At 71.8% G+C, this 20,564-nt stretch carries 16 protein-coding genes; 6 read left to right on the top strand and 10 right to left on the bottom strand.

Annotated features, from left to right (window positions below; genetic code table 11):
* Positions 1 to 13 precede the first annotated feature (13 nt).
* The 4 genes from QF034_RS33610 to QF034_RS33595 form a co-directional block, all read right to left on the bottom strand.
* Positions 14 to 1,300 carry an aspartate aminotransferase family protein gene (locus QF034_RS33610; protein WP_307178454.1) on the bottom strand — a complete coding sequence of 429 codons (1,287 nt, stop codon included), beginning with the start codon at positions 1,298 to 1,300 and terminating at the stop codon, positions 14 to 16.
* Entirely contained in the window at positions 1,297 to 2,139 is an 843-nt protein-coding gene (locus tag QF034_RS33605; protein WP_020277068.1) for a nitrilase-related carbon-nitrogen hydrolase, read from the bottom strand. Before QF034_RS33605 ends, QF034_RS33610 begins: the two co-directional genes overlap by 4 nt.
* A gap of 170 nt (positions 2,140 to 2,309) precedes the next feature.
* Entirely contained in the window at positions 2,310 to 4,556 is a 2,247-nt protein-coding gene (locus tag QF034_RS33600) for a hypothetical protein (protein ID WP_307178453.1), read from the bottom strand.
* A 113-nt stretch (positions 4,557 to 4,669) separates the two neighbouring features.
* Entirely contained in the window at positions 4,670 to 4,921 is a 252-nt protein-coding gene (locus tag QF034_RS33595; protein WP_307178452.1) for a helix-turn-helix domain-containing protein, read from the bottom strand.
* Positions 4,922 to 4,953: 32 nt separating this feature from the next.
* On the opposite strand from QF034_RS33595, the gene map reads away from it, so the two are divergent.
* Positions 4,954 to 5,721 (top strand): type I methionyl aminopeptidase, encoded by a 768-nt coding sequence (gene map / locus QF034_RS33590; protein WP_307178451.1) that lies wholly within the window; start codon positions 4,954 to 4,956, stop codon positions 5,719 to 5,721.
* A gap of 200 nt (positions 5,722 to 5,921) precedes the next feature.
* Positions 5,922 to 8,453: an ATP-dependent Clp protease ATP-binding subunit gene (locus QF034_RS33585; RefSeq protein ID WP_307178450.1), complete on the top strand. Its 2,532-nt coding sequence runs from the start codon at positions 5,922 to 5,924 to the stop codon at positions 8,451 to 8,453.
* A 76-nt stretch (positions 8,454 to 8,529) separates the two neighbouring features.
* Here the strand turns inward: QF034_RS33585 and ggt are convergent, their stop codons facing one another.
* Entirely contained in the window at positions 8,530 to 10,329 is a 1,800-nt protein-coding gene (gene ggt / locus QF034_RS33580) for a gamma-glutamyltransferase (protein ID WP_307178449.1), read from the bottom strand.
* 103 nt (positions 10,330 to 10,432) lie between these two features.
* Between ggt and QF034_RS33575 the strand changes: the two genes are divergently transcribed.
* Positions 10,433 to 11,197, top strand: a complete 765-nt coding sequence (locus QF034_RS33575; protein WP_307178448.1) for a hypothetical protein — start codon at positions 10,433 to 10,435, stop codon at positions 11,195 to 11,197.
* 116 nt (positions 11,198 to 11,313) lie between these two features.
* Positions 11,314 to 12,882 carry a CocE/NonD family hydrolase gene (locus QF034_RS33570; RefSeq protein WP_307178447.1) on the top strand — a complete coding sequence of 523 codons (1,569 nt, stop codon included), beginning with the start codon at positions 11,314 to 11,316 and terminating at the stop codon, positions 12,880 to 12,882.
* Between the two features lie 224 nt (positions 12,883 to 13,106).
* On the opposite strand, the gene QF034_RS33565 is transcribed toward QF034_RS33570, so the two are convergent.
* Both QF034_RS33565 and QF034_RS33560 read right to left on the bottom strand, forming a co-directional pair.
* Positions 13,107 to 13,850 carry an amino acid ABC transporter ATP-binding protein gene (locus QF034_RS33565; protein ID WP_307178446.1) on the bottom strand — a complete coding sequence of 248 codons (744 nt, stop codon included), beginning with the start codon at positions 13,848 to 13,850 and terminating at the stop codon, positions 13,107 to 13,109.
* A gap of 140 nt (positions 13,851 to 13,990) precedes the next feature.
* Positions 13,991 to 14,398, bottom strand: coding sequence for a DUF6278 family protein (locus QF034_RS33560; protein ID WP_307178445.1), 408 nt, complete (start codon positions 14,396 to 14,398; stop codon positions 13,991 to 13,993).
* 273 nt (positions 14,399 to 14,671) lie between these two features.
* Between QF034_RS33560 and QF034_RS33555 the strand changes: the two genes are divergently transcribed.
* Complete coding sequence (locus QF034_RS33555; protein ID WP_307180035.1) at positions 14,672 to 16,378, top strand: SGNH/GDSL hydrolase family protein; 1,707 nt, start codon at positions 14,672 to 14,674, stop codon at positions 16,376 to 16,378.
* Positions 16,379 to 16,402: 24 nt separating this feature from the next.
* Here the strand turns inward: QF034_RS33555 and QF034_RS33550 are convergent, their stop codons facing one another.
* From QF034_RS33550 to pcaDC, 3 genes are all read right to left on the bottom strand, one after another.
* Positions 16,403 to 17,182, bottom strand: coding sequence for an exodeoxyribonuclease III (locus QF034_RS33550; protein ID WP_307178444.1), 780 nt, complete (start codon positions 17,180 to 17,182; stop codon positions 16,403 to 16,405).
* A 66-nt stretch (positions 17,183 to 17,248) separates the two neighbouring features.
* Positions 17,249 to 17,884: an MBL fold metallo-hydrolase gene (locus QF034_RS33545; protein ID WP_307178443.1), complete on the bottom strand. Its 636-nt coding sequence runs from the start codon at positions 17,882 to 17,884 to the stop codon at positions 17,249 to 17,251.
* Between the two features lie 33 nt (positions 17,885 to 17,917).
* Positions 17,918 to 19,222, bottom strand: coding sequence for a bifunctional 3-oxoadipate enol-lactonase/4-carboxymuconolactone decarboxylase PcaDC (gene pcaDC, locus QF034_RS33540; protein ID WP_307178442.1), 1,305 nt, complete (start codon positions 19,220 to 19,222; stop codon positions 17,918 to 17,920).
* Between the two features lie 781 nt (positions 19,223 to 20,003).
* Between pcaDC and QF034_RS33535 the strand changes: the two genes are divergently transcribed.
* On the top strand, positions 20,004 to 20,561 hold the full coding sequence (locus QF034_RS33535) for a COG4315 family predicted lipoprotein (protein ID WP_307178441.1): 558 nt from the start codon (positions 20,004 to 20,006) through the stop codon (positions 20,559 to 20,561).
* The last annotated feature ends 3 nt before the right edge of the window (positions 20,562 to 20,564 follow it).

The raw sequence follows: 20,564 nt of genomic DNA, 5'->3' as shown, positions 1-20,564 counted from the left end.
GTTCAGTTCACTGCTACTGAATGCTCCTCAGAGCGTTCTCGAGGATCGCGGCGCCTTCCTCGGCCTCCGCGACGTTGAGGGACAGCGGCGGGGCGACGCGCAGGGCGCTGGTGTTGTGGCCGCCGCCCTTGCCGATCAGCAGGCCGCCCTCGCGGGCCGCCTCCAGGACGGCCGCCGCGGCCTGCGGGTCGGCCTCGTCGGTCCCCGGCCTGGTGATCTCGATGCCGATCATCAGTCCGCGTCCGCGCACCTCCCGTACGGCCGGCACCTGCGCGGCGGCGGACCGGAGCCGCTCGATGAGCATGCCTCCGACGCGCCGGGCGTTGCCCTGGAGGTCGTGTTCCAGCAGGTAGTTGAGGTTGGCGAGGCCCGCCGCCATGGTGATCTGGGTGCCGCCGAACGTGGAGATGCTGTTGGAGTCGAGGCAGTTCATGATCTCGGAGCGGGCGACGACACCGCCGATGGACATGCCGTTGCCGATGCCCTTGGCGAAGGTCATGAGGTCCGGTGGCCCGTTCTGCCCATGGGCCTGCCAGCCCCAGAAGTGCTCGCCGGTGCGGCCCCAGCCGGTCTGCACCTCGTCGGCGATCCACAGGATGCCCCGCTCGTGCAGCACCTCGCGGAAGGCGGCGTACAGCCCGTCCGGCGGTGCGGTGAAGCCGCCGACGCCCTGGACGGGCTCCGCGATCAGCGCGGCCGGGGGACGCGTGTGCCCGAGCAGGTCCTTCAGGTCGTCGACGCAGGCCGCGATGAAGTCGTCGTCGCCGAGGGAGGCGAACGGGCCGCGGGTGCGCACGCCGCCGTGGACGTACAGCGTCTGGAGCGGGGAGAGCGAGGTCGGGGACCAACCGCTGTTGCCGGTGATGCCCACGGAGCTGAAGGAGCGCCCGTGGTAGCTGTTGCGCATCGCCAGGATCGTGTTGCTGCGCCGGTACGCCGTGGCCAGCAGCAGGGCGGTGTCGTTGGCCTCGGTGCCGGAGGTGGTGAAGAAGACGCGGGCGTCCGGGATGCCGCTGAGCTGGGCCACGCGCTCGGCGAGCTCGATCATCGGCCGGTTGAGGTACAGGGTCGAGGAGTGGACGATCCGCCCCGCCTGCTCGCTCACCGCCTTGGTCACCTCGGGCAGGGCGTGCGCGGTCATCGTGGTGAGGATGCCGCCGAAGAAGTCGAGGTACCGGTTTCCGTGGGCGTCCCAGACGTGGCGGCCCTCGCCGTGGGTGATCTCCAGGGGGTCCTCGTAGTACAGGGCGAGCCAGTCGGGGAGCACGGCCCGGTGGCGACCCAGCAGGTCGTTGGTCACGGCTGCACCAGTCCTTCGTAGGCGTCGGGGCGGCGGTCGCGGTAGAAGGCCCACGTCTGCCGCACTTCTTCGATGAGGTCGAGGTCCAGGTCGCGGATCACGAGCTCCTCCTGGCTGTCGCTGGCGACGTCGCCGACGAACTGCCCGCGGGGGTCGACGAAGTAGCTCGTCCCGTAGAAGTCGTTGTCGCCGTACTCCTCCTGTCCGACGCGGTTGATCGCGGCGATGTAGTACCCGTTCGCGACGGCGGCCGCGGGCTGCTCCAGCCGCCACAGGTGGGACGACAGGCTGCGGTGGGTGGCGGAGGGGTTGTAGACCAACTGGGCTCCGGACAGGCCGAGCTGCCGCCAGCCCTCCGGGAAGTGGCGGTCGTAGCAGATGTAGACGCCGACCTTGCCGGCCGCCGTGTCGAAGACGGGCCAGCCGAGGTTGCCGGGCTTGAAGTAGAACTTCTCGCGGAAGCCCTTGAGCTGCGGGATGTGGTGCTTGCGGTACTTGCCGAGGTAGGTGCCGTCGGCGTCGATCACGGCCGCGGTGTTGTAGTAGAAGCCGGGCTGCTCCGCCTCGAACACCGGCGCGACGATCACCATGCCGGTCTCGCGCGCGAGGGCCCGCATGCGCCGCACGGTCGGCCCGTCGGGCACGGGTTCGGCCCAGCGGTAGTGCTCCGGCTCCTCGACCTGGCAGAAGTAGGGGCTGTTGAAGACTTCCTGGAAACCGATGATCTTCGCGCCCCGGCGGGCCGCCTCGCGGGCGTGCTCCTCGTGTTTCGCCACCATGGACTCGGTGTCGCCGGTCCAGGTGGCCTGGACCAGGGCGGCACGTACGACGTTGGCCATGAGCTGCTCCTTCGACGCGACGGCTGCGCCTCTACGCCCGTAGAAGCGGGCCGTAGAGCCACGAACGTAAGCCTCCGGCACGGGCTTGCCAAGACCATCGTCGCCAACCCGCGGTACCGGGCGCCATTCGCACTCCGGTGGGTGAGTCGCCGGGGGCACGGCATGCCCGGTCAGGCGGGGTATCCGGCGACCCGGAGGGCGTGCACGAGGTCCCGGCGGCGCTCGTCCGACACGCCCCGGGCGGCCTCCAGGAGAAGCGGTACGAGGGTCTGCGGACCGGGCTCGGCGCTGCGGGCCGCCTCCTCGGGGGTGCGGGCTCTGACGTACGCGTCGAGCAGCACGCGCACCTCGCGGTGACGCCCCTCGGCGACGAGTCCGAGGACGGCCTCTCCGATCTCGCCCGGGGGCCGTCCGACGCCCTGCCGCAGGATCTGCTGCCCGTCGCCCGCGCGCCCGGCGGCACCCAGCGCGTCCGCCGCGGCGACCAGCCGCCCGGCGGGCAGCGAGCCGGCCTCCCAGAGCAGCGTCTGCCAGTCCGCACCGAGCCCGGCGCGCTCCAGCTCCTGCGCGAGCAGCGGGAACCGGGCCGGGGCCCAGGACGCGGCCTCGACCAGCAGGGCGTGCGCCTCGCCGCTGCGGCCCTCCTTCCGCAGCCGCGCGAGGGCCTCGACGGCCTGGACGACATCCCTCCGCTCCGCCACCCCGACGGCCGCGGCGCGCGGCTCCGTCCGTTCCTCCCCCACCTCTTCGTCGGCGGCCCCGGCGAACCGCGCACCACGCGGCTTACGGCGGCCGGTCACGGGGGCGGGTTCAGGAAGCAGCGGCACGGCAGCGGGCGGCACGACGACGGGTGCGGCGTCCTCCTCGACCATCCCCGCGAAACGGGCGCTGCCGCGGCGGCGTTTGCGTTGCTTGGGGGTGAGGGGGTCGGGCGTGCCGGCCCCGTCCCCCGGATACTCGCCGTCACGCCCACCGCCCCCGCGGACCGGAGCCGCGAACGCGCCCCAGGCGCCGTCAGACCCGGCCTCCCGCGAGGCGGCACGCCCAGCCGCAAACTCGCCGCCCTCCCGGGCATCGGCCCGGCCCGGCGGAGCCGCGGACGCTCCAGAGGCACCGCCGGATCCAGCCTCCCGGAAGCCGGCGTGCCCAGCCTGGAACTCGCCGTCCTGGGCACCGGGCCGCCCGGCCGGGGCCGCGGACGCTCCAGAGGCACCGCCGGATCCGGCCTCCCGAAAGGCGGCACGCCCAGCCGCAAACTCGCCGCCCTCCCGGGCATCGGCCCGGCCCGGCGGAGCCGCGGACGCTCCAGAGGCACCGCCGGATCCGGCCTCCCGGAAGGCGGCACGCCCAGCCTGGAACTCGCCGTCCTGGGCACCGGGCCGCCCGGCCGGGGCCGCGCCGGTGTCCGTATGGCGGGGGTCGTCATGGCCGGCCGCACCCGTCGCGCCTGGCGCCGGGGCGTCGCGGTGCCAGGGCGTGGCAGGCGTGCCCGAGTCATACGGGCCGCCCGGGGCCGATCGCATGCGGCCGCTGTCCGGTGCCGGGCCGTCAGGCGTGTACCCGTCGGCCCTTACCGGCCGGCCACCGTCCGCCGCGGCACCAGAGTCTGCCCACCTGGCGGATCCTGCTCGCGAAGCCCCGGCCGCCGGGCCCGCGCCCCTGCCCGACCCTGCTCCCGAAGCCCCCTCCGCCGCGGCACCAGAGCCCACCCACCCGCCCGATCCTGCTCGCGAGACCCCATCCGCCGCTCCGACGCCTCCGTCGTTCGGCCTGTGGCGCCACGCGCCCGGCCAGACCCCGTCGTCGTCGGGTCCCCCTGACGTCGCGTCCGTGCCACTGGACACACCCGCGGGAGCCCCCGACGTGCCACCGACCCGTCCGTCGCCCCACACCTCGCGGGAGACGCCCTCGCGACGGTCCAAGTCGGCCATCCGGGCCCGGAGTTCCGCGCAGCGCGCCGTCGCGCGTCGGTGGTCGTCGTGGGCCCAGGCGAAGTCGAGGCGGAAGGCGTCGGCCTCTTCGCGGGTCGCGGCCGTGGCGAGGAGGCGGGTCAGCTCCGTCTGGCGTTCGGCCGCGTACTTCTGCTCGCGGAGCATGACGTCGAGCCGGTCCCCGAGGGCGTCACGGCCACCGGGCCGGGCGTCGTACGCGGCGAGCGCGGCGGCGTGCAGGGCCCGGGCGCGTTCCGTCTCCGGGCCCGCGCCCCCCGGGCCGTACTGCCCGGCGAGGTCCTGCAGCAGCGCCTCGACCACGTCCCAGGGCGGCACCTCACGCCCGTCGAGACAGGCCCGCATGCCCTCGGGGTCACGCTGCCAGAACACCGCGCACCAACCCCCGGACGGGTCCAGGCGTGCCAGCAGACCGTCCAGGTAATGCGCGAACTCCCGTACTTCACTTGGGAGTCGATCCGCCGCCATCGCTCAACTCCCGCCCGACCGGAGTACTCCGCCCAGTAGGCAACACCAGTCGTGTTACAGCCGTGCTACGGGGAGTTTTCACACGCGGCGCAGCAGCCTCAGCACAGGTGTCGTCAGACCGGCACCAGTACGCACCGCCCGGCCAGCTCGTCCATCGACAGCCCGAGCGTGCCCGCCAGCGCGGCCACGGTGAAGAAGGCGGGGGTGGGAGCCCGCCCGGTCTCGATCTTCCGGAGCGTCTCCGGGGAGATGCCCGCGCTCGCCGCGACCTCCGCCATGCTCCGGTCGCCACGCGCCGCACGCAGCAACCGGCCGAGCCGTTCGCCGCGTTCGCGCTCTTCGGGGGTGAGAGGGGTGCGCACCATGCCCCCATTCTAATACCGGTATAGTAATTGGCATGGTTGAGCTGAAGACCGATGTGTCGATCGAAGCGATGTACGAAGCGGGCCAGGTCGTCGCCCGCGCCCTGACAGCCGCACAGAAGGCCGCTGACGTGGGCGTCTCTCTGCTGGAGCTGGACGAGGTGGCGCATGACGTCCTGCGGGAGGCGGGAGCGACCTCACCCTTCCTCGGCTACCGGCCGACCTTCGCGCCGACCCCCTTCCCCGCCGTCCTGTGCGTCTCGGTCAACGACGCGATCGTGCACGGCATCCCGACCCGCTACCGGCTGCGCGACGGCGACCTGGTCTCCATCGACTTCGGCGCGGAACTGGGCGGCTGGGTCGGCGACTCGGCCCTCAGCTTCGTCGTGGGCACCCCGCGCCCGGCCGACCTGCGCTTGATCGAGACCGCCGAGCGCGCCCTCGCGGCGGGCATCGAGGCCGCCGTCGTCGGCAACCGCATCGGCGACATCGCCCACGCGATCGGCACCGTCTGCCGCGCCGCGGGCTACGGCATCCCGGACGGCTTCGGCGGCCACGGCATCGGCCGCCGTATGCACGAGGACCCCGGAGTGCCGAACGAGGGCAGGCCGGGCCGAGGGATGCGGCTGCGGCACGGCATGGCGCTGGCGATCGAACCCATGGTCATCGCGGGCGGCACGGACACCTTCCACGCCGCTCCTGACGGCTGGACCCTGAAGACGGACGACGGCTCCCGCGCGGCCCATGCGGAGCACACGGTCGCGATCACGGACGCGGGGCCGAGGATCCTGACCGCACGCTGAGATCACCCTGACCGCACGCTGAGACTGCCGGAATTACCCAGGTACGCCCCGAAGGTGCCCCTTGTCCGCGATCGTGCGAAGGTGTTCTACGAGCGCGCCCCAGGTGTAACCGGCTGCCACCCGGGTTACCCGACCCCGGCACGTCGACCAGCGAGGGCGTCCCCCGCCCGCGCGCCGGGGACGCCGGGAACGGAAGGCCCATGAGCAGCGGCTTCAGCAGCCCGGAGGGCTACGGCTCGGATCCCTTCGGAGAATTCCTCGCACGCTTCTTCGGCGGACCGCGTCCCGGTCCCCGGCAGATCGACATCGGCCGGCTGCTCAGCCAGCCGGCCCGGGAACTCGTCCGCGGCGCCGCCCAGTACGCCGCCGAGCACGGCAGCCGGGATCTCGACACGGAGCACCTGCTGCGGGCGGCGCTCGCCACCGAACCCACCCGCACCCTGCTCACCAAGGCCGGCGCGAACCCCGACTCGCTGGCGTCGCAGATCGACGAGCGGTCGGGCCCGGCCCAGCACACCCCGGACGACGCACCGCCCCCGACCACGCTCTCCCTCACCCCGGCCGCCAAGCGCGCCCTGCTGGACGCGCACGACATGGCCCGGGCCCGCGGCTACGGCTACATCGGGCCGGAGCACGTGCTCAGCGCCCTGGCCTCGAACCCCGACTCGGCCGCCGGGCACATCCTGAACGCGGCCCGCTTCGCCCCCTCGGAACCCCCCGAGGCCCAGGAGGCCCCCCAGGCCGAGCGGCCGCGCCCGACGAACACGCCGACCCTCGACAAGTACGGCCGCGACCTCACCGAGCTGGCCCGGCAGGGCCGTATCGACCCGGTGATCGGCCGGGACCAGGAGATCGAGCAGACCGTCGAGGTCCTCTCCCGCCGCGGCAAGAACAACCCGGTGCTGATCGGTGACGCGGGCGTCGGCAAGACCGCCATCGTGGAGGGGCTGGCGCAGCGCATCTCCGAGGGGGACGTGCCCGACGTGCTGACCGGGCGCCGCGTGGTCGCCCTGGACCTGACGGGCGTGGTCGCGGGCACCCGCTACCGGGGTGACTTCGAGGAGCGGATGAACAACATCGTCGGCGAGATCCGCGCCCACTCCGACCAGTTGATCATCTTCATCGACGAGCTGCACACGGTCGTCGGCGCCGGTGCCGGTGGCGGCGACGGCGGTTCCATGGACGCCGGCAACATCCTCAAGCCGGCCCTCGCCCGCGGCGAGCTGCACATCGTGGGCGCCACGACGCTGGAGGAGTACCGCCGGATCGAGAAGGACGCGGCGCTGGCCCGCCGCTTCCAGCCGATCATGGTGCCGGAACCGACCGCCGCCGACGCGATCGAGATCCTGCGCGGCCTCCAGGACCGCTACGAGGCCCACCACCAGGTCCGCTACACCGACGAGGCCCTGGTCGCCGCCGTGGAGCTGTCCGACCGCTACCTCACCGACCGCCGGCTGCCGGACAAGGCGATCGACCTGATCGACCAGGCCGGTGCCCGGGTCCGGCTGCGCGCCCGCACCAAGGGCACCGACGTACGGGCCATGGAGCGGGAACTGGAGCAGCTGACCCGGGACAAGGACCAGGCGGTCGCGGACGAGCAGTACGAGCAAGCGACACAGCTGCGCGACCGGATCATGGACCTGAAGCTGCGGATCACCCAGGCGGGCGGCGACGGCGAGATCGACGAGGGCCAGGACCTGGTCGTCGGGTCCGAGGCGATCGCCGAGGTGGTGTCCCGGCAGACCGGCATCCCGGTCAGCAGCCTCACCCAGGAGGAGAAGGACCGCCTGCTGCACCTGGAGGAGCACCTGCACGAGCGGGTGGTCGGCCAGGACGAGGCCGTGCGGGTCGTCTCGGACGCGGTGCTGCGCTCCCGCGCCGGGCTGGCCAGCCCCGACCGGCCGATCGGCAGTTTCCTGTTCCTCGGCCCGACCGGCGTCGGCAAGACCGAGCTGGCCCGGGCGCTCGCCGAGGCCCTGTTCGGCAGTGAGGACCGCATGGTCCGCCTCGACATGAGCGAGTACCAGGAGCGGCACACCGTCAGCCGCCTGGTCGGCGCCCCGCCCGGTTACGTCGGCCACGAGGAGGCGGGCCAGCTCACCGAGGTCGTGCGCCGCCACCCGTACTCGCTGCTCCTGCTGGACGAGGTGGAGAAGGCCCACCCGGACGTCTTCAACATCCTGCTCCAGGTCCTCGACGACGGACGCCTCACCGACTCCCAGGGCCGCACGGTCGACTTCACCAACACCGTCATCGTGATGACCAGCAACCTCGGCTCCGAGGTGATCACCCGGCGCGGCGCCTCCGTGGGCTTCGCGTCGGGCGGCGCGGACGCGGACGAGGAGGCCAGGCGCGAGCAGATCCTGCGCCCCCTGCGCGAGCACTTCCGCCCCGAGTTCCTCAACCGCATCGACGAGATCGTCGTCTTCCGCCAGCTCAGCACGGAACAGCTGCGCCGCATCACCAACCTCCTGCTGGACCGCACCAGGTCCCTCGTGCAGAGCAAGGGCATCTCGGTGACCTTCACCGACCGGGCGGTGGAATGGCTGGCCGAGCACGGCTACCAGCCGGAGTACGGCGCCCGCCCGCTGCGCCGCACGATCCAGCGCGAGGTGGACAACGAGCTGTCACGGCTCTTGCTGGACAGCAGGGTCGCGGAGGGCGGCCGAGTGACGGTGGATGTGGAGGACGGCCGCTTGAGTTTCCAGACGCAGGCAAGTGCAACGCCCTGACAGGGGCGCGGGGCTGTGCCGATGCGCGGCTCCGCCGCGTGGGCGCGACCAGCCCCCACGCACCGTCAGACGGGACTCAACGCACAGGCCGCACGACCATCGCCGACCCCCCACCCCGCCGCACGGTCTCAGCCGCGGCGAGCCACTTCCCACCCGGCAACCGCTGCACCCCCGTGGCCGCCCCGATCTCCGGGTTGGCCTTGAAGGAGTGCCCGATCGCTTCGAGCTGCTTCCTCACGCCACTGTCGAGGCCCGGCTCCAGCTCGGTCTGCGCAGCGTTGCGCTGACTGGCCCGGGGCGCCGCGATCGCGTCGACCAGCGGCAACCCCCGGTCGAGGAACCCGACCAGCGTCTGCAGGACGGTCGTGATGATGGTCGCCCCACCCGGCGACCCCAGCGCCACCACGGGCCTGTCATGCCGGTCGAGCACGATCGTCGGCGACATCGAAGACCGCGGCCGCTTCCCCGGCCCCGGCAGGTTCGGGTCGTGCACGGCGGGGTTCGCCGGGGTGAAGGAGAAGTCCGTCAGCTCGTTGTTGAGCAGGAACCCCCGCCCCGGCACGGTGATCCCGCTGCCGCCCGTCTGCTCGATGGTGAGCGTGTAGGCGACGACGTTCCCCCACTTGTCGGCCACCGTCAGATGCGTGGTGCTGTCGCCCTCGTACGTCGTCGGAGCGGCCGTACCACCGGAACCGCACGGCTCCGGATCGCGCGGATCACCCGGCGCCACAGGACTCTTGAGCACCGCGTCGTCCTTGATCAGGCACTCGCGCGAGTCGGCGAACCGCTGCGACAGCAGTTCCTTCGTCGGTACGTCCTCGAAGGCCGGGTCGCCCACCCAGCGGCCCCGGTCCGCGAAGGCGATCCGGCTGGCCTCGATGTAGCGGTGCAGGTACTCGGCCTGGCTCGCCTTCGACAGGTCGGTCCGCTCCAGGATGTTGAGCGCCTCGCCGACCGTCGTGCCGCCGGAGGAGGACGGCGCCATGGAGTAGACGCCGAGGCCGCGGTACGAGGACCTGGTGGGTGCCTGGAGCTTGGCGCGGTAGGCGGTCAGGTCCCGCTCGGAGAGGTCGCCGGGGCGGGCGTTCCAGCCCGAGGCGGGGTCCACGGGCGGCTTGTTGACCGTGTCGACGACGTCCCGGCCGATGTCGCCGCGGTAGAGCGCGCCGACTCCCTTGCGGGCCAGCTCCGCGTAGGTGCGGGCGAGGTCGGGGTTCTTGAAGGTGGAGCCGACGACGGGGAGCCGGCCGCCGGGCAGGAACAGCTCGGCGGTGTCCGGGAAGTAGCGGAAGCGGATCTCGTTGGACGCCGTCTGCGAGCGGAAGGTCTCGTCGACGGTGAAGCCGTCACGGGCGAGCCGCTCGGCCGGCTTCAGGACGCTCGCGAGCCGCTTGCTGCCCCACTGGTCGAGCGCCGTCTGCCAGGTGGCGGGCGTGCCCGGGGTGCCGACGCTCAGGCCGCTGCTGACGGCCTGGGCGAAGGGGACGGGCTTGCCGTTCTCGACGAACAGGTTCTCGTCGGCGGTCAGCGGGGCGGTCTCGCGGCCGTCGATGGTGCGGACGGTGCGGGACTTGGCGTCGTAGTAGACGAAGTAGCCGCCTCCGCCGACGCCGGCCGAGTAGGGCTCGGTGACGCCGAGCGCGGCGGCCGTGGCGACGGCCGCGTCGACGGCGTTGCCGCCCTGGCGCAGCACCTCGAGCCCGGCCGCGGAGGCGTCCCGGTCGACGCTGGAGACGGCACCCCCGTAGCCGACGGCCAGGGGCGTTTTCTCACCGCCGGTGCGCTGCGCGGTGGGCGGCGCCGCCGATCCCACCGACACCACCACGGCGGCCGAAACCGCCAGGACCGTCAGATTCCGTGCGACAGGGCGACGCATCCGCACCTCCAGTCAAAGGCCGTCCGCGCAGCTTAATTCATCGCCATGGCCGCGTCAGGGAGGCGTCGAACACCGGTGCGTCGGGCCGCTACCATGCGCGCCCATGAATGACGACGTGCGCAACATCGTCCTGGGGGTGGTCGCGGCGGGCATCAGCGCCGCGCTGGGCTGGATCGCCCGCACCTACCTGTGGAGGCGCAAGCTCCGCCGTAAGCAGGCCTTCTTCGGACTGCCCGACAACTCGGAATCGCTGCTGGTGGTGAACCGGGGTGCGGCGGGGCCCGAGTTCGCCGTGATGCGCTACGACGTGTTCGCGCTGCTCGAACTCGCCGCGCTGATCAAGGACTGCAACGCCCACGCCCAGATCCTTCCGCACGACACGGCACGTCAGGGGTTCGGTGAGCGCACCGAGTTCTGTGTGGGCGGCCCGGCGTCCAATCGCCGCATGGCGGCGCACCTGTCCTCGCTGCTGCCCGGTGTGCGGGTGAACGTCGACGCCGAACCGAGCCCGGACCGGGGCTCGTTCCTGGTCGGCTCCGAGCGCTACCGCGTCGAGAGCGGCAAGGAGGAGTACGCGCTGCTCGCCCGGCTCACGGCGGAGCGGAGCCAGCACACCCGTCCCGTCTTCCTGTTCTGCGGCCAGACGTCGATCACCAACCAGGCCACCACCCGCTATCTCGCCCGCCACCATGAGCGGTTGGCGCGCAAGTACGGCAACAACTCGTTCGTGCTGCTGCTGAAGGTGATCAATTCGCAGGCGTACGGGCCGGACGTCGTCGAAATGGTGGCGGACGTGACGCGCGCGGCCCAGACCCCGCTGCCCGCCGCGGCGACGGCGGCTCCACGCAACAGCCACCGGGCCTCCTGAAGTCCTCCACTTCTCAACAATCGTTACTGGCACGTAACTTACCGACGGGTTACCACTGGTAAGGGGGCGAGGTTACCGTCTGGTCACTTTGCACTGACACGAGTGAGGAGTGACCCGTGGGACACCCCCGCAAGGCCCTGCGCACCACCGCCGTAGGCGCCGTCTCGGCGACCCTGGTCGCCGGCACAGCCCTCGGACTCGCCCCCACCGCACAGGCGGCGCCGAACCCGGTCCGGTTCGTCGACATCGCGGGCGACGGCGGCACCGTCCTCAAGGCCAACGTCGTCACCCCGGCCGGCGCCGACGGCACGCGCCGCTACCCGCTGCTCGTCATGCCCACGAGCTGGGGTCTGCCCCAGGTCGAGTACCTGGCCCAGGCCCAGAAGCTCGCCGACTCCGGGTACGTCGTCGTCACCTACAACGTGCGCGGCTTCTGGCAGTCGGGCGGCGAGATAGAAGTCGCGGGCCCGCCCGACGTGGCCGACGCCTCGAAAGTCATCGACTGGGCGCTCGCCCACACCCCCTCGGACGCCGGGCACATCGGCATGGCGGGCGTCTCCTACGGCGCCGGCATCAGCCTGCTCACCGCCGCGCACGACAAGCGCGTCAAGGCGGTCGCCTCGCTGAGCGGCTGGGCCGACCTGATCGACTCGATCTACTCCGAGCGCACCCAGCACGTCCAGGCGGCCGCCCTGCTGGACGGCGCGAGCGTGGTGACGGGCCGGCAGAGCGCCGAACTCCGGCAGACCTTCGACGACTTCTACGCCTCCAACCTGGCGAAGGAGCCGGAACTCGTCGCCTGGGGGAAGAAACGTTCCGCTGCGACCTACGTCGACCAGATCAACAAGAACGGCGCGGCGATCATGCTCGCCAACGCCTGGGGCGACACGGTCTTCCCGCCCAACCAGTACGCCGACTTCTACGAGAAGCTGACCGGCCCGAAGCGGCTGGAGATGCGGCCCGGGGATCACGCCACCGCCGAGCTGACCGGCCTGTTCGGGCTGCCCAACGACGTGTGGAAGGACACCGAGCGCTGGTTCGACCACTACCTGCGCGGCGAGGACAACGGCATCGACCGGGAGCAACCCGTCCAGCTCAAGTCCCGCTCCGCGGGCGGCTACGAGGGTTACCCGGACTGGAAGTCGGCCGGCGCGACGCACCGGAAGATCGCCCTCGCCGGCACGACCACGATCCGTACGAACGTGAACTCGGGCGCCGACGGCGGAGTCGTCTTCCTGTCCAGCATCCTCGACCAGGTGGCCCAGCTGCCCCCGATGGCCTCGATCCCCCTGCTCCCCCGCCGCTGGGCCGCCGTGTGGCAGTCGGAGAAGTACGCCGCGGCCCAACAAGTACGCGGAACGGCGACGTTGCACACGACCCTCACCCCGACCAAGGAGAGCGGCACCCTCGTCGCCTACCTGTACGACGTGGGGCCGCTCGGCCTCGGCAAGCTGGTCACCAACGCGCCGTACACCTTCCACGGGCGCACCCCCGGAAAGCCGTTCGGCGTCGACCTGGAGCTGTACTCCACGGCCTACGACGTCCCGGCCGGGCATCGCCTCGCCCTGGTCGTCGACACGGTCGACCCGCTCTACATCGAGCACAACCCGTCCGGCGCGCAGCTGACCTTCTCCTCGCCGGCGAACGACCCGTCGTACGTGTCGGTTCCGCTGCGCGAGCAGTGATCTCCGGCTGCCGCCGGACGGGCCTGGCCGATGTGAACCGCCGCCCCCGTGGCCCGACTGGGCCGTGGGGGCCGCACCCGGTGGGAATGGCCCGCAGGCCGGGCGGGCGGTCTGCTCATCCCGGGCGGGATCGGCGGAATTCGGCGAAGTCCCCCTCTCCGACAGGGATGAAGGGCACATCGTAGTCGAGGTCCGATGCGATGAGCCGTCCGGTGCCTGCCCGTTCAGTGCTTGAGGATCTTGGAGAGGAAGTCCTTGGCGCGGTCGCTGGTGGGGTTGGTGAAGAACTCGTCGGGGATGCGGTCCTCGACGATCCGGCCGTCGGCCATGAAGACGACGCGGTTGGCGGCCGAGCGGGCGAAGCCCATCTCGTGGGTGACGACGATCATGGTCATGCCTTCGCGGGCCAGTTGCTTCATGACCTCCAGCACCTCGTTGATCATCTCCGGGTCGAGGGCCGAGGTCGGCTCGTCGAAGAGCATCGCCTTGGGCTCCATGGCCAGGGCGCGGGCGATGGCCACGCGCTGCTGCTGACCGCCGGAGAGCTGTGCCGGGTACTTGTCCGCCTGGTCGGCGACGCCGACCCGGTCGAGCAGTTCACGGGAGCGCTTGTCGGCGTCCTCCTTCTTGCGCCCGCGTACCTTGACCTGCCCCAGGGAGAGGTTCTGGAGGACGGTCTTGTGGGCGAAGAGGTTGAACGCCTGGAAGACCATCCCGACATCGGCGCGCAGCCGCGCCAGGGGCTTGCCCTCGTCCGGCAGCGGTTGCCCGTCGAGGACGATCTCTCCGGACTCGATGGTTTCCAGACGGTTGATCGCCCGGCACAGGGTGGACTTTCCCGACCCCGAGGGGCCGATGACCACGACCACCTCCCCCCGGCCGACGGTGAGGTTGATGTCCTGCAGGACATGCAGCTCCCCGAAGTGCTTGTTGACGTCACGCAGCTCGATCAGCGGATCGACGGCCATGCTCAGCCCTACTCACTCTCAGCTGTGTGGTGGTTGCCGCAACGTATCCAGGCAAGATCGGACTTGTCGGGCGACACGCACTTTTCGATCATTAGCCGTATTTACGGCGAACTTTGGGCCAAAGGTTGCGGCCATGGGGCTCACGACTCCGCGACTTCCGCGTACAGCTGGGACAGCTCGGGCACCCCGTTCGCGGCCCACTCGTGACCGGAGTCCACGACGTCGAACTCCCGGCCGGAGGCCAGCCGCACGACGGGCTGCCCGTCGGGCCGGATCTCCCAGGCGGCTCCCGGTACGGTCCGCACGATGACCGTGCCCAGGTAGAGCCCGGCGTCGTTGCCGAGCCAGGTCAGGGTCTCCTCGTCGTCCCTCCAGCGCGGCACGAGCTGGTCCAGCGCCTCAAGCGAGGCTGCCGAGTCGTCCAGCCGGACACCCGCCCGGGACGCCTGGGAGCGGAGCAGTTCACACTCGGCGAGGAGTTCCGCGATGCCCGCCGGATCGGGAACCCCGAGCTTCCGGCGCCGGTTGCCCAGGAAAGGGATGTTCATAAGCCCAGCGTGTCATTCGTACCGCCGTACGCACCACAGGCGCGCGGGCCCGCCATTCCTGACGAGTTCACGCCGAGTTCGCGCACGGCTCGTTGACGGGTCCCTGGAGTCTCCCTAGTTTCACCAGGCGTCGTGTGTCTCGCCTTCGTCGTGTCTTCTGTTCCGTCCCTGCGTTTCGTCTTGGTGCGTTCGTGTGTCGATGAGCGGGAGGTGTCGGCCGTGCGCCGATGTGTCCGGGGGATCCTGGTCGTCCTGTCCCTGTGCGTGTCCCTGATGCCGGCGGTCTCGGCGCGGGCCGTCGAGGAGCGGCGGGCCGCGCCGGTGCCGCTTGAGCGGCTGTTCGACAACATCGCCGTCAGCGACGACGACCGGCCCGCGCAGGCCGACTTCGACGGCGCCGGTTCGTCCTTGTCGGCGCGGGACCTCGCGGCCGCGGGCTGGACGCCCGGCCGCGGCCTCACCGTCCAGGGGGCCCGGCTGACCTGGCCGCGGCGGCAGCCCGGCGAGCCGGACAACGTCCGCGCCGCCGGCCAGGACGTACGGGTCACGGGCCGCGGGGACGCCCTCACCTTCCTGGTGGCGGGCACCGCCGGCACCGAGGCGGGCGGCGCGGGCGTGATCACGTACGCGGACGGCACCCGCTCCGGGTACCGGCTGACCGCGCCCGACTGGCGCACCGGGCCGCTCGCCACGAAGGCGGTGGCCCTGCCGCGCATCAACACCCCTGGCGGGCAACTCGCCGAGCGGGCCCGCCTGTACGTCGTGACGGTGCCGCTGGTCCCGGGGCGCCCGGTCGCCTCGGTCCGGCTGCCGCACGCGGCCGGGCTGCATGTCTTCGCGGTGTCGGTACGGACCGCGACGCGGGGCTGGACGGGCAGCTGGACGACGTCCACCGGCGGCTACACCGCCGTGGGGCCCTGGACGGACCGGACGCTGCGGCTGGTCGTGCACACGTCGGCGGGCGGGCCCCGGGTGCGGGTGCGGTTCGACAACACCTTCGCGGCGGCGCCGGTACGGATCGGCAGCGCGACCGTCGCCGTGCGGGCGTCGGGCGCGGCGGCACGCGGGACGCCGGTGCCGCTGTCCTTCGGCGGTGCGGGACGTGTGGAGATCCCGGCCGGGGCCCAGGCGTACAGCGATCCCCTGGGCTTCGCCGTCCCGGCGGACGCCGACCTGCTGGTGAGCTTCCATCTGCCCGGCACGGTGACGGCGGCGCCCGTGCACCGGCTCGCGCAGCAGCGGTCCTACGTCAGCGGGCCGGGCGATCACGCGGCGGACGCCTCCGCCGACGCGTACACCTCGGTGATCACCGGCTGGCCGCTGCTCGCCGGGGTCGACGTGAGCGGCGGGCCCGGGTCCGTGGTGCTGCTCGGGGACTCGATCACCGACGGCGACAAGTCCACGGTGGACGCGAACCGGCGGTGGCCCGACGTGCTGGCCGGCCGGCTGCTGACGCAGAGCGAGGTACCTCGCTACGGAGTGCTGAACCAGGGCATCTCGGGCAACCGTGTGGTCACCGACCGGTATCCCGGCGACGGGGTGTCCACGGACGCGGCCGGGGTGAGCGCCCTGCACCGGTTCGACCGGGACGTCCTCGCCCAGCCGTCCGTGCGGACGGCGGTCGTCTTCCAGGGCGTCAACGACCTGCGGTGGGACACCTCGGCGGAGCAGGTGATCGCGGGCCTGCGGGAACTGGCGGCACGCGGGCACGCCCGGGGCGTCAGGATGCTCGCGGCGACGATCCTGCCGTGCGAGGGCGAGGCGCGCTGCACGGCCGTCGTCGACGCCGAGCGGGTCACGGTGAACGAGTGGATCCGGGACGGCGGTGCCTTCGACGGCGTGCTCGACTTCGACGCGGTGGTCCGGGACCCGGGGCGGCCGTCCCGGATCCTGCCCGCGTACGACAGCGGGGACCATCTGCACCCGGGCGACGCGGGGCTGGCGGCCCTGGCGGACTCGGTCGACCTGCGGTTGCTCTAGGACATCGCCCAGGGCGCGAAGTCCTCAGACGTCGAGGTCCACCACGACCGGTGCGTGGTCGGACGCGCCCTTGCCCTTGCGCTCTTCGCGGTCCACGTACGCGTCCTTGACCGCCTTCGTGAACGGCTGGTTGGCGTACACCAGGTCGATGCGCATGCCGCGGTTCTTCGGGAAGCAGAGCTGGCGGTAGTCCCAGTACGTGAACGGGTGCTCGTACTTGAGGGGCCGCGGGACCACGTCGGACAGGCCCGCCTCGCGCAGGGAGGCGAGGGCGGCGCGCTCGGCGGGGGTGACGTGGGTGGAGCCCTCGAAGGCCGCGCGGTCGTAGACGTCGTCGTCCGTCGGCGCCACGTTGTAGTCGCCCATCACCGCGAAGGGGCGGCTGCCGGACGCGTCACCGGCGACGGCGGCCTTGAGGGCCTCGATCCACTGGAGCTTGTAGGCGTAGTGCGGGTGGTCCACCTCACGGCCGTTCGGCACGTAGACCGACCAGACGCGGAGCGGGCCGCACGTCGCCGAGATGGCGCGGGGCTCCACCGAGCCGTCGAACCCGGGGTCGCCGGGCAGGCCCTTGACGACGTCCTCGATGCCGACGCGGGAGAGCACCGCCACGCCGTTCCACCGGCCCGTCGCGTGGACCGCCGACTCGTAGCCCAGCTCGCGCAGCTGCTCCGCCGGGAACTGGTCCTCGGCGACCTTGGCCTCCTGGAGGCACAGCACGTCCGTGCCGCTGCTCTCCAGCCAGGCCAGGAGCCTCGGCAGGCGGGCGGTGATCGAGTTCACGTTCCAGGTCGCGATGCGCATGTCCCACAACCTACCCGGCGGGTCTGACAACGCGGCCCGGTCCCCTTCGGCCTCCGGCCTCGGGCCTCAGACCTCGGCGGAGTCCCCCGGTGTCAGCCGCAGGTGCTCCGAGCCGCCGAGCTGCCCGATCTGGCGGTCGTAGATCGGCCGGGCCAGGTCGGTGAGCAGGGCGTCGTGGATGTCGTAGGCGCGCTGCGGCCTGACCTCGCGGACGTAGTCGATGACCTCCGAGATCTTGTTCCAGGGGGCCATCACCGGGAGCATCAGCGTCTCGACCCGGTGGCCGGGGACGGTGAGGGCGTCGCCGGGGTGGAAGAGCTTGCCGCCGTCGACGAGGAAGCCGACGTTGGTGATCCGCGGGATGTCCGGGTGGATCACCGCGTGGAGCTCGCCGTGGACCTGGATGTCGAAGCCTGCGGCAGTGAAGGTGTCGCCGTGGCCGACGGTGTGCACGCGGCCGGGGAACGCCGAGGAGATCTTCTCGGCGACGGACTTCAGGGTCCAGATTTGCGCGGCCGGGTTGTCCTCCATCGCGGCGCGCAGCCGGAACTCGTCGAAGTGGTCGGGGTGCTCGTGGGTGACGAGGATCGCGTCCGCGCCGAGCGCGGCGTCCTCCTCGCTGAACCCGCCGGGGTCCAGAACGAGGGTCTGACCGTCCTTTTCGAGGCGGACGCAGGAGTGCGACTTCTTCGTGAGCTTCATGATTCCATCCTGCCTCCGCACTGCCCCGCGGGCTCACTCCTGGGGCGTGGTCTCCTCGCGGATGACCTGCTGGGCGACCTTGAACGCGCTGTTCGCCGCCGGTACGCCGCAGTAGACGGCCGCCTGGAGCAGCACCTCCTTGATCTCGCCCGGGGTGAGGCCGTTGCGCAGGGCGGCGCGGGTGTGGAAGGCCAGCTCGTCCAGGTGGCCGCCGGCGACCAGGGCGGTGAGGGTCACGCAGCTGCGGGTGCGCCGGTCGAGGCCGGGGCGGTCCCAGATCTCGCCCCAGGCGTAGCGGGTGATGAACTCCTGGAAGTCGCCGGAGAACTCGTCGGCCTGTGCCAGCGCCCGGTCGACGTGCGCGTCGCCCAGCACCTCACGGCGGACCTTGAGCCCGGCGTCGTAGGGGTCGGGCCGCCCCTGGGGCTGCGGCGGCACGACCGGGGCGATCTCCGCGACGGGCCCGGTCTGGAGGGGCTGCGCGGGGGCGGCGGACAGGACCGGCTTGACGGCGGCCGCGGGCAGGGCGGTCTGGCCGGTGGAGGTCTCGAAGGCGGGCTGCCAGGCGGTGGAGAAGTGCCGCACCAGCAGGTCCGTGACGGCCGCGGGCTGCTCCACCGGCACCAGGTGGGAGGCGCCGGGGACGACGGCGAGGCGGGCGTCCGGGATGCCGGCGACCAGGGTGCGGGCCTCGGCGGGGCCGGTGACCTGGTCGTCCGATCCGACGAGGACCAGCGTCGGCACGCCGACCCGCCCGAGCTCCGGCCGGACGTCGAACGAGGCGAGCGCCTCGCAGGCGGCGATGTAGCAGCCGGGGTCGGTGGTGCGCACCATCTGCACGGCCCACTCGGTGATCGCGGGCTGCGCGGCGGCGAACCCGCCGGTGAACCAGCGCTCGGGCGCGGTACGGGCGATGGGGTCCAGGCCGTTCGTGCGGACGATCACCCCTCTCTGCCGGAACTCGTCGGGCGTGCCGAAGCGCGGCGAGGCGGCGATCAGCGCGAGGGAGGCGAGCCGCTCGGGGTGGCGCAGGGCCAGCTCGATGCCGACCGCGCCGCCGAGCGCGCAGCCTGCGTAGCCGAAGCGCTGCACGCCGAGCCCTTCGAGGGTGGCCAGCAGCCGGGTGGTGAGGTCGGTGACCGAGCCCGCCGGGTACGCGGGCGCGCCGCCGTGCCCCGGCAGGTCGAACCGGAAGACGCGCCACTGCTTGATCAGCTCGGGGATCTGGCGGTCCCACATGTGCCATGTGGTACCCAGTGAGGGACCCAGGATCAGGACCGGGGCCTCTTCTGGCCCGTCAAAGCGGTATTGCAGGGTGTTCGGTGGTGTCTCGCTCACCCGTCAGACCCTCTCATCTCTCACGGGATCTCACATGGCCGGTCCCAACCTAACGGCTCTTGCCCCTCTCGCTACGACAAATCCCGGCGTCGAAGAGCGTCCTTCCTCGTCACGGCTTCCAGGTGATGCGGGTTGCAGCATCGCGTGTGGCTGGTCTCCGTGACTCGTCGCGACTCACCTGAAAGCCTTCCGGAATCTCCCCAACCAGCACCTTGAACACCACATGGTGAACGAGTTGCGTCTTCCCCCGGTAGGCGACGGTGCCGTAGCCCGACGGCCCCTCCGATTACAGCTACCGGCAGGTCGCTCGGCCGGCAGACCGCCGGGCTCACGCTTACCCCTCCGCCTCAATACCGTCGCCTTGCTGCGTGTTCATCAGTGCTTCCGTGACAGATAGCGGCCGGCGAGCAGGACTGCGGCGCCGACGGCCAGAGCGATGAAGAAGTGGTAGACGTTGCCGCGGCAGCCGCCCACGCCAGGGCGCCGACCAGGCGGAATGCGGCGGGTGTGCCGTCCTCCTCGTCGCCGGCCATGGCCCAGGCTGAGTTCCACGTCCTGGCCGACCCGGACGAGCGGGCCGAAGGGGCACGCTCGTCGTCTCCCACGCACTGACCACAACACCGGCCCGGCCACCGTCCGGGCGGCCGTTCAGGCGCAACCGCACTCCGAACGGACGCGGTCGGTTGGTCGGTCCGTCTGCCCTGAGGTGCACTGAGGTCAGCGGCCCCGATGTGCGGGCTGCGTGACACCCATGGGGCGGCCGACGTTCAAGGAGACCCTCATGAAACGGCACATCAGGACGGCCACGGCGCTGGTCGCCGCCCTGCTGGTCGCCGCCGCGGCGGCTGGGTGTTCGAACGGCGGTGACGAAGGCAGCGCAAGCGGTACGGAGACCGGCAATGCGGCGGACAGCCTCGACACCCACGTGGTGCCGGCGGCGACCTCGTCGGCCGGACCCGCGGTCGACGTCAAGGACGGCACCTACGGCAAGATGCTGGTCGACGAGAAGGGCCGGACCCTCTACCTCTTCGAGATGGACACGAAGGACAAGTCGAAGTGCAATGACGACTGTGCCCAGGCGTGGCCGCCGTTCACCGTCAAGTCGACACCGACCGCGGGCAAGGGACTGAAGAAGGACCTGCTCAAGACCACCAAGCGGGACGACCGCTCCCAGCAGGTGACGTACAACGGGCATCCGCTGTACCGGTTCGCCGACGACCGGAAGGCCGGCGACGCCAACGGGCAGGACGTCGACGCGTTCGGTGCCAAGTGGTTCGTCGTCGACCCCGACGGCAAGAAGATCACCACCAAGCCCAAGACCAACGACGGCGGCTACTGACCT

It is taken from the genome of Streptomyces africanus (assembly GCF_030816955.1).
GTDB lineage: Bacteria > Actinomycetota > Actinomycetes > Streptomycetales > Streptomycetaceae > Streptomyces > Streptomyces africanus.
Note: the sequence above shows the minus strand (reverse complement) of the source record. Positions and strands in the feature narration are given on the sequence as shown.

Bases quoted from the DNA above. Each gene is read 5' to 3' on its own strand.
- QF034_RS33605 (WP_020277068.1), bottom strand. From the start codon at position 2,139: ATGGCCAACGTCGTACGTGCCGCCCTGGTCCAGGCCACCTGGACCGGC.
- QF034_RS33600 (WP_307178453.1), bottom strand. From the start codon at position 4,556: ATGGCGGCGGATCGACTCCCAAGTGAAGTACGGGAGTTCGCGCATTAC.
- QF034_RS33595 (WP_307178452.1), bottom strand. From the start codon at position 4,921: ATGGTGCGCACCCCTCTCACCCCCGAAGAGCGCGAACGCGGCGAACGG.
- map (WP_307178451.1), top strand. From the start codon at position 4,954: ATGGTTGAGCTGAAGACCGATGTGTCGATCGAAGCGATGTACGAAGCG.
- QF034_RS33585 (WP_307178450.1), top strand. From the start codon at position 5,922: ATGAGCAGCGGCTTCAGCAGCCCGGAGGGCTACGGCTCGGATCCCTTC.
- ggt (WP_307178449.1), bottom strand. From the start codon at position 10,329: ATGCGTCGCCCTGTCGCACGGAATCTGACGGTCCTGGCGGTTTCGGCC.
- QF034_RS33575 (WP_307178448.1), top strand. From the start codon at position 10,433: ATGAATGACGACGTGCGCAACATCGTCCTGGGGGTGGTCGCGGCGGGC.
- QF034_RS33565 (WP_307178446.1), bottom strand. From the start codon at position 13,850: ATGGCCGTCGATCCGCTGATCGAGCTGCGTGACGTCAACAAGCACTTC.
- QF034_RS33560 (WP_307178445.1), bottom strand. From the start codon at position 14,398: ATGAACATCCCTTTCCTGGGCAACCGGCGCCGGAAGCTCGGGGTTCCC.
- QF034_RS33555 (WP_307180035.1), top strand. From the start codon at position 14,672: ATGCCGGCGGTCTCGGCGCGGGCCGTCGAGGAGCGGCGGGCCGCGCCG.
- QF034_RS33550 (WP_307178444.1), bottom strand. From the start codon at position 17,182: ATGCGCATCGCGACCTGGAACGTGAACTCGATCACCGCCCGCCTGCCG.
- QF034_RS33545 (WP_307178443.1), bottom strand. From the start codon at position 17,884: ATGAAGCTCACGAAGAAGTCGCACTCCTGCGTCCGCCTCGAAAAGGAC.
- QF034_RS33535 (WP_307178441.1), top strand. From the start codon at position 20,004: ATGAAACGGCACATCAGGACGGCCACGGCGCTGGTCGCCGCCCTGCTG.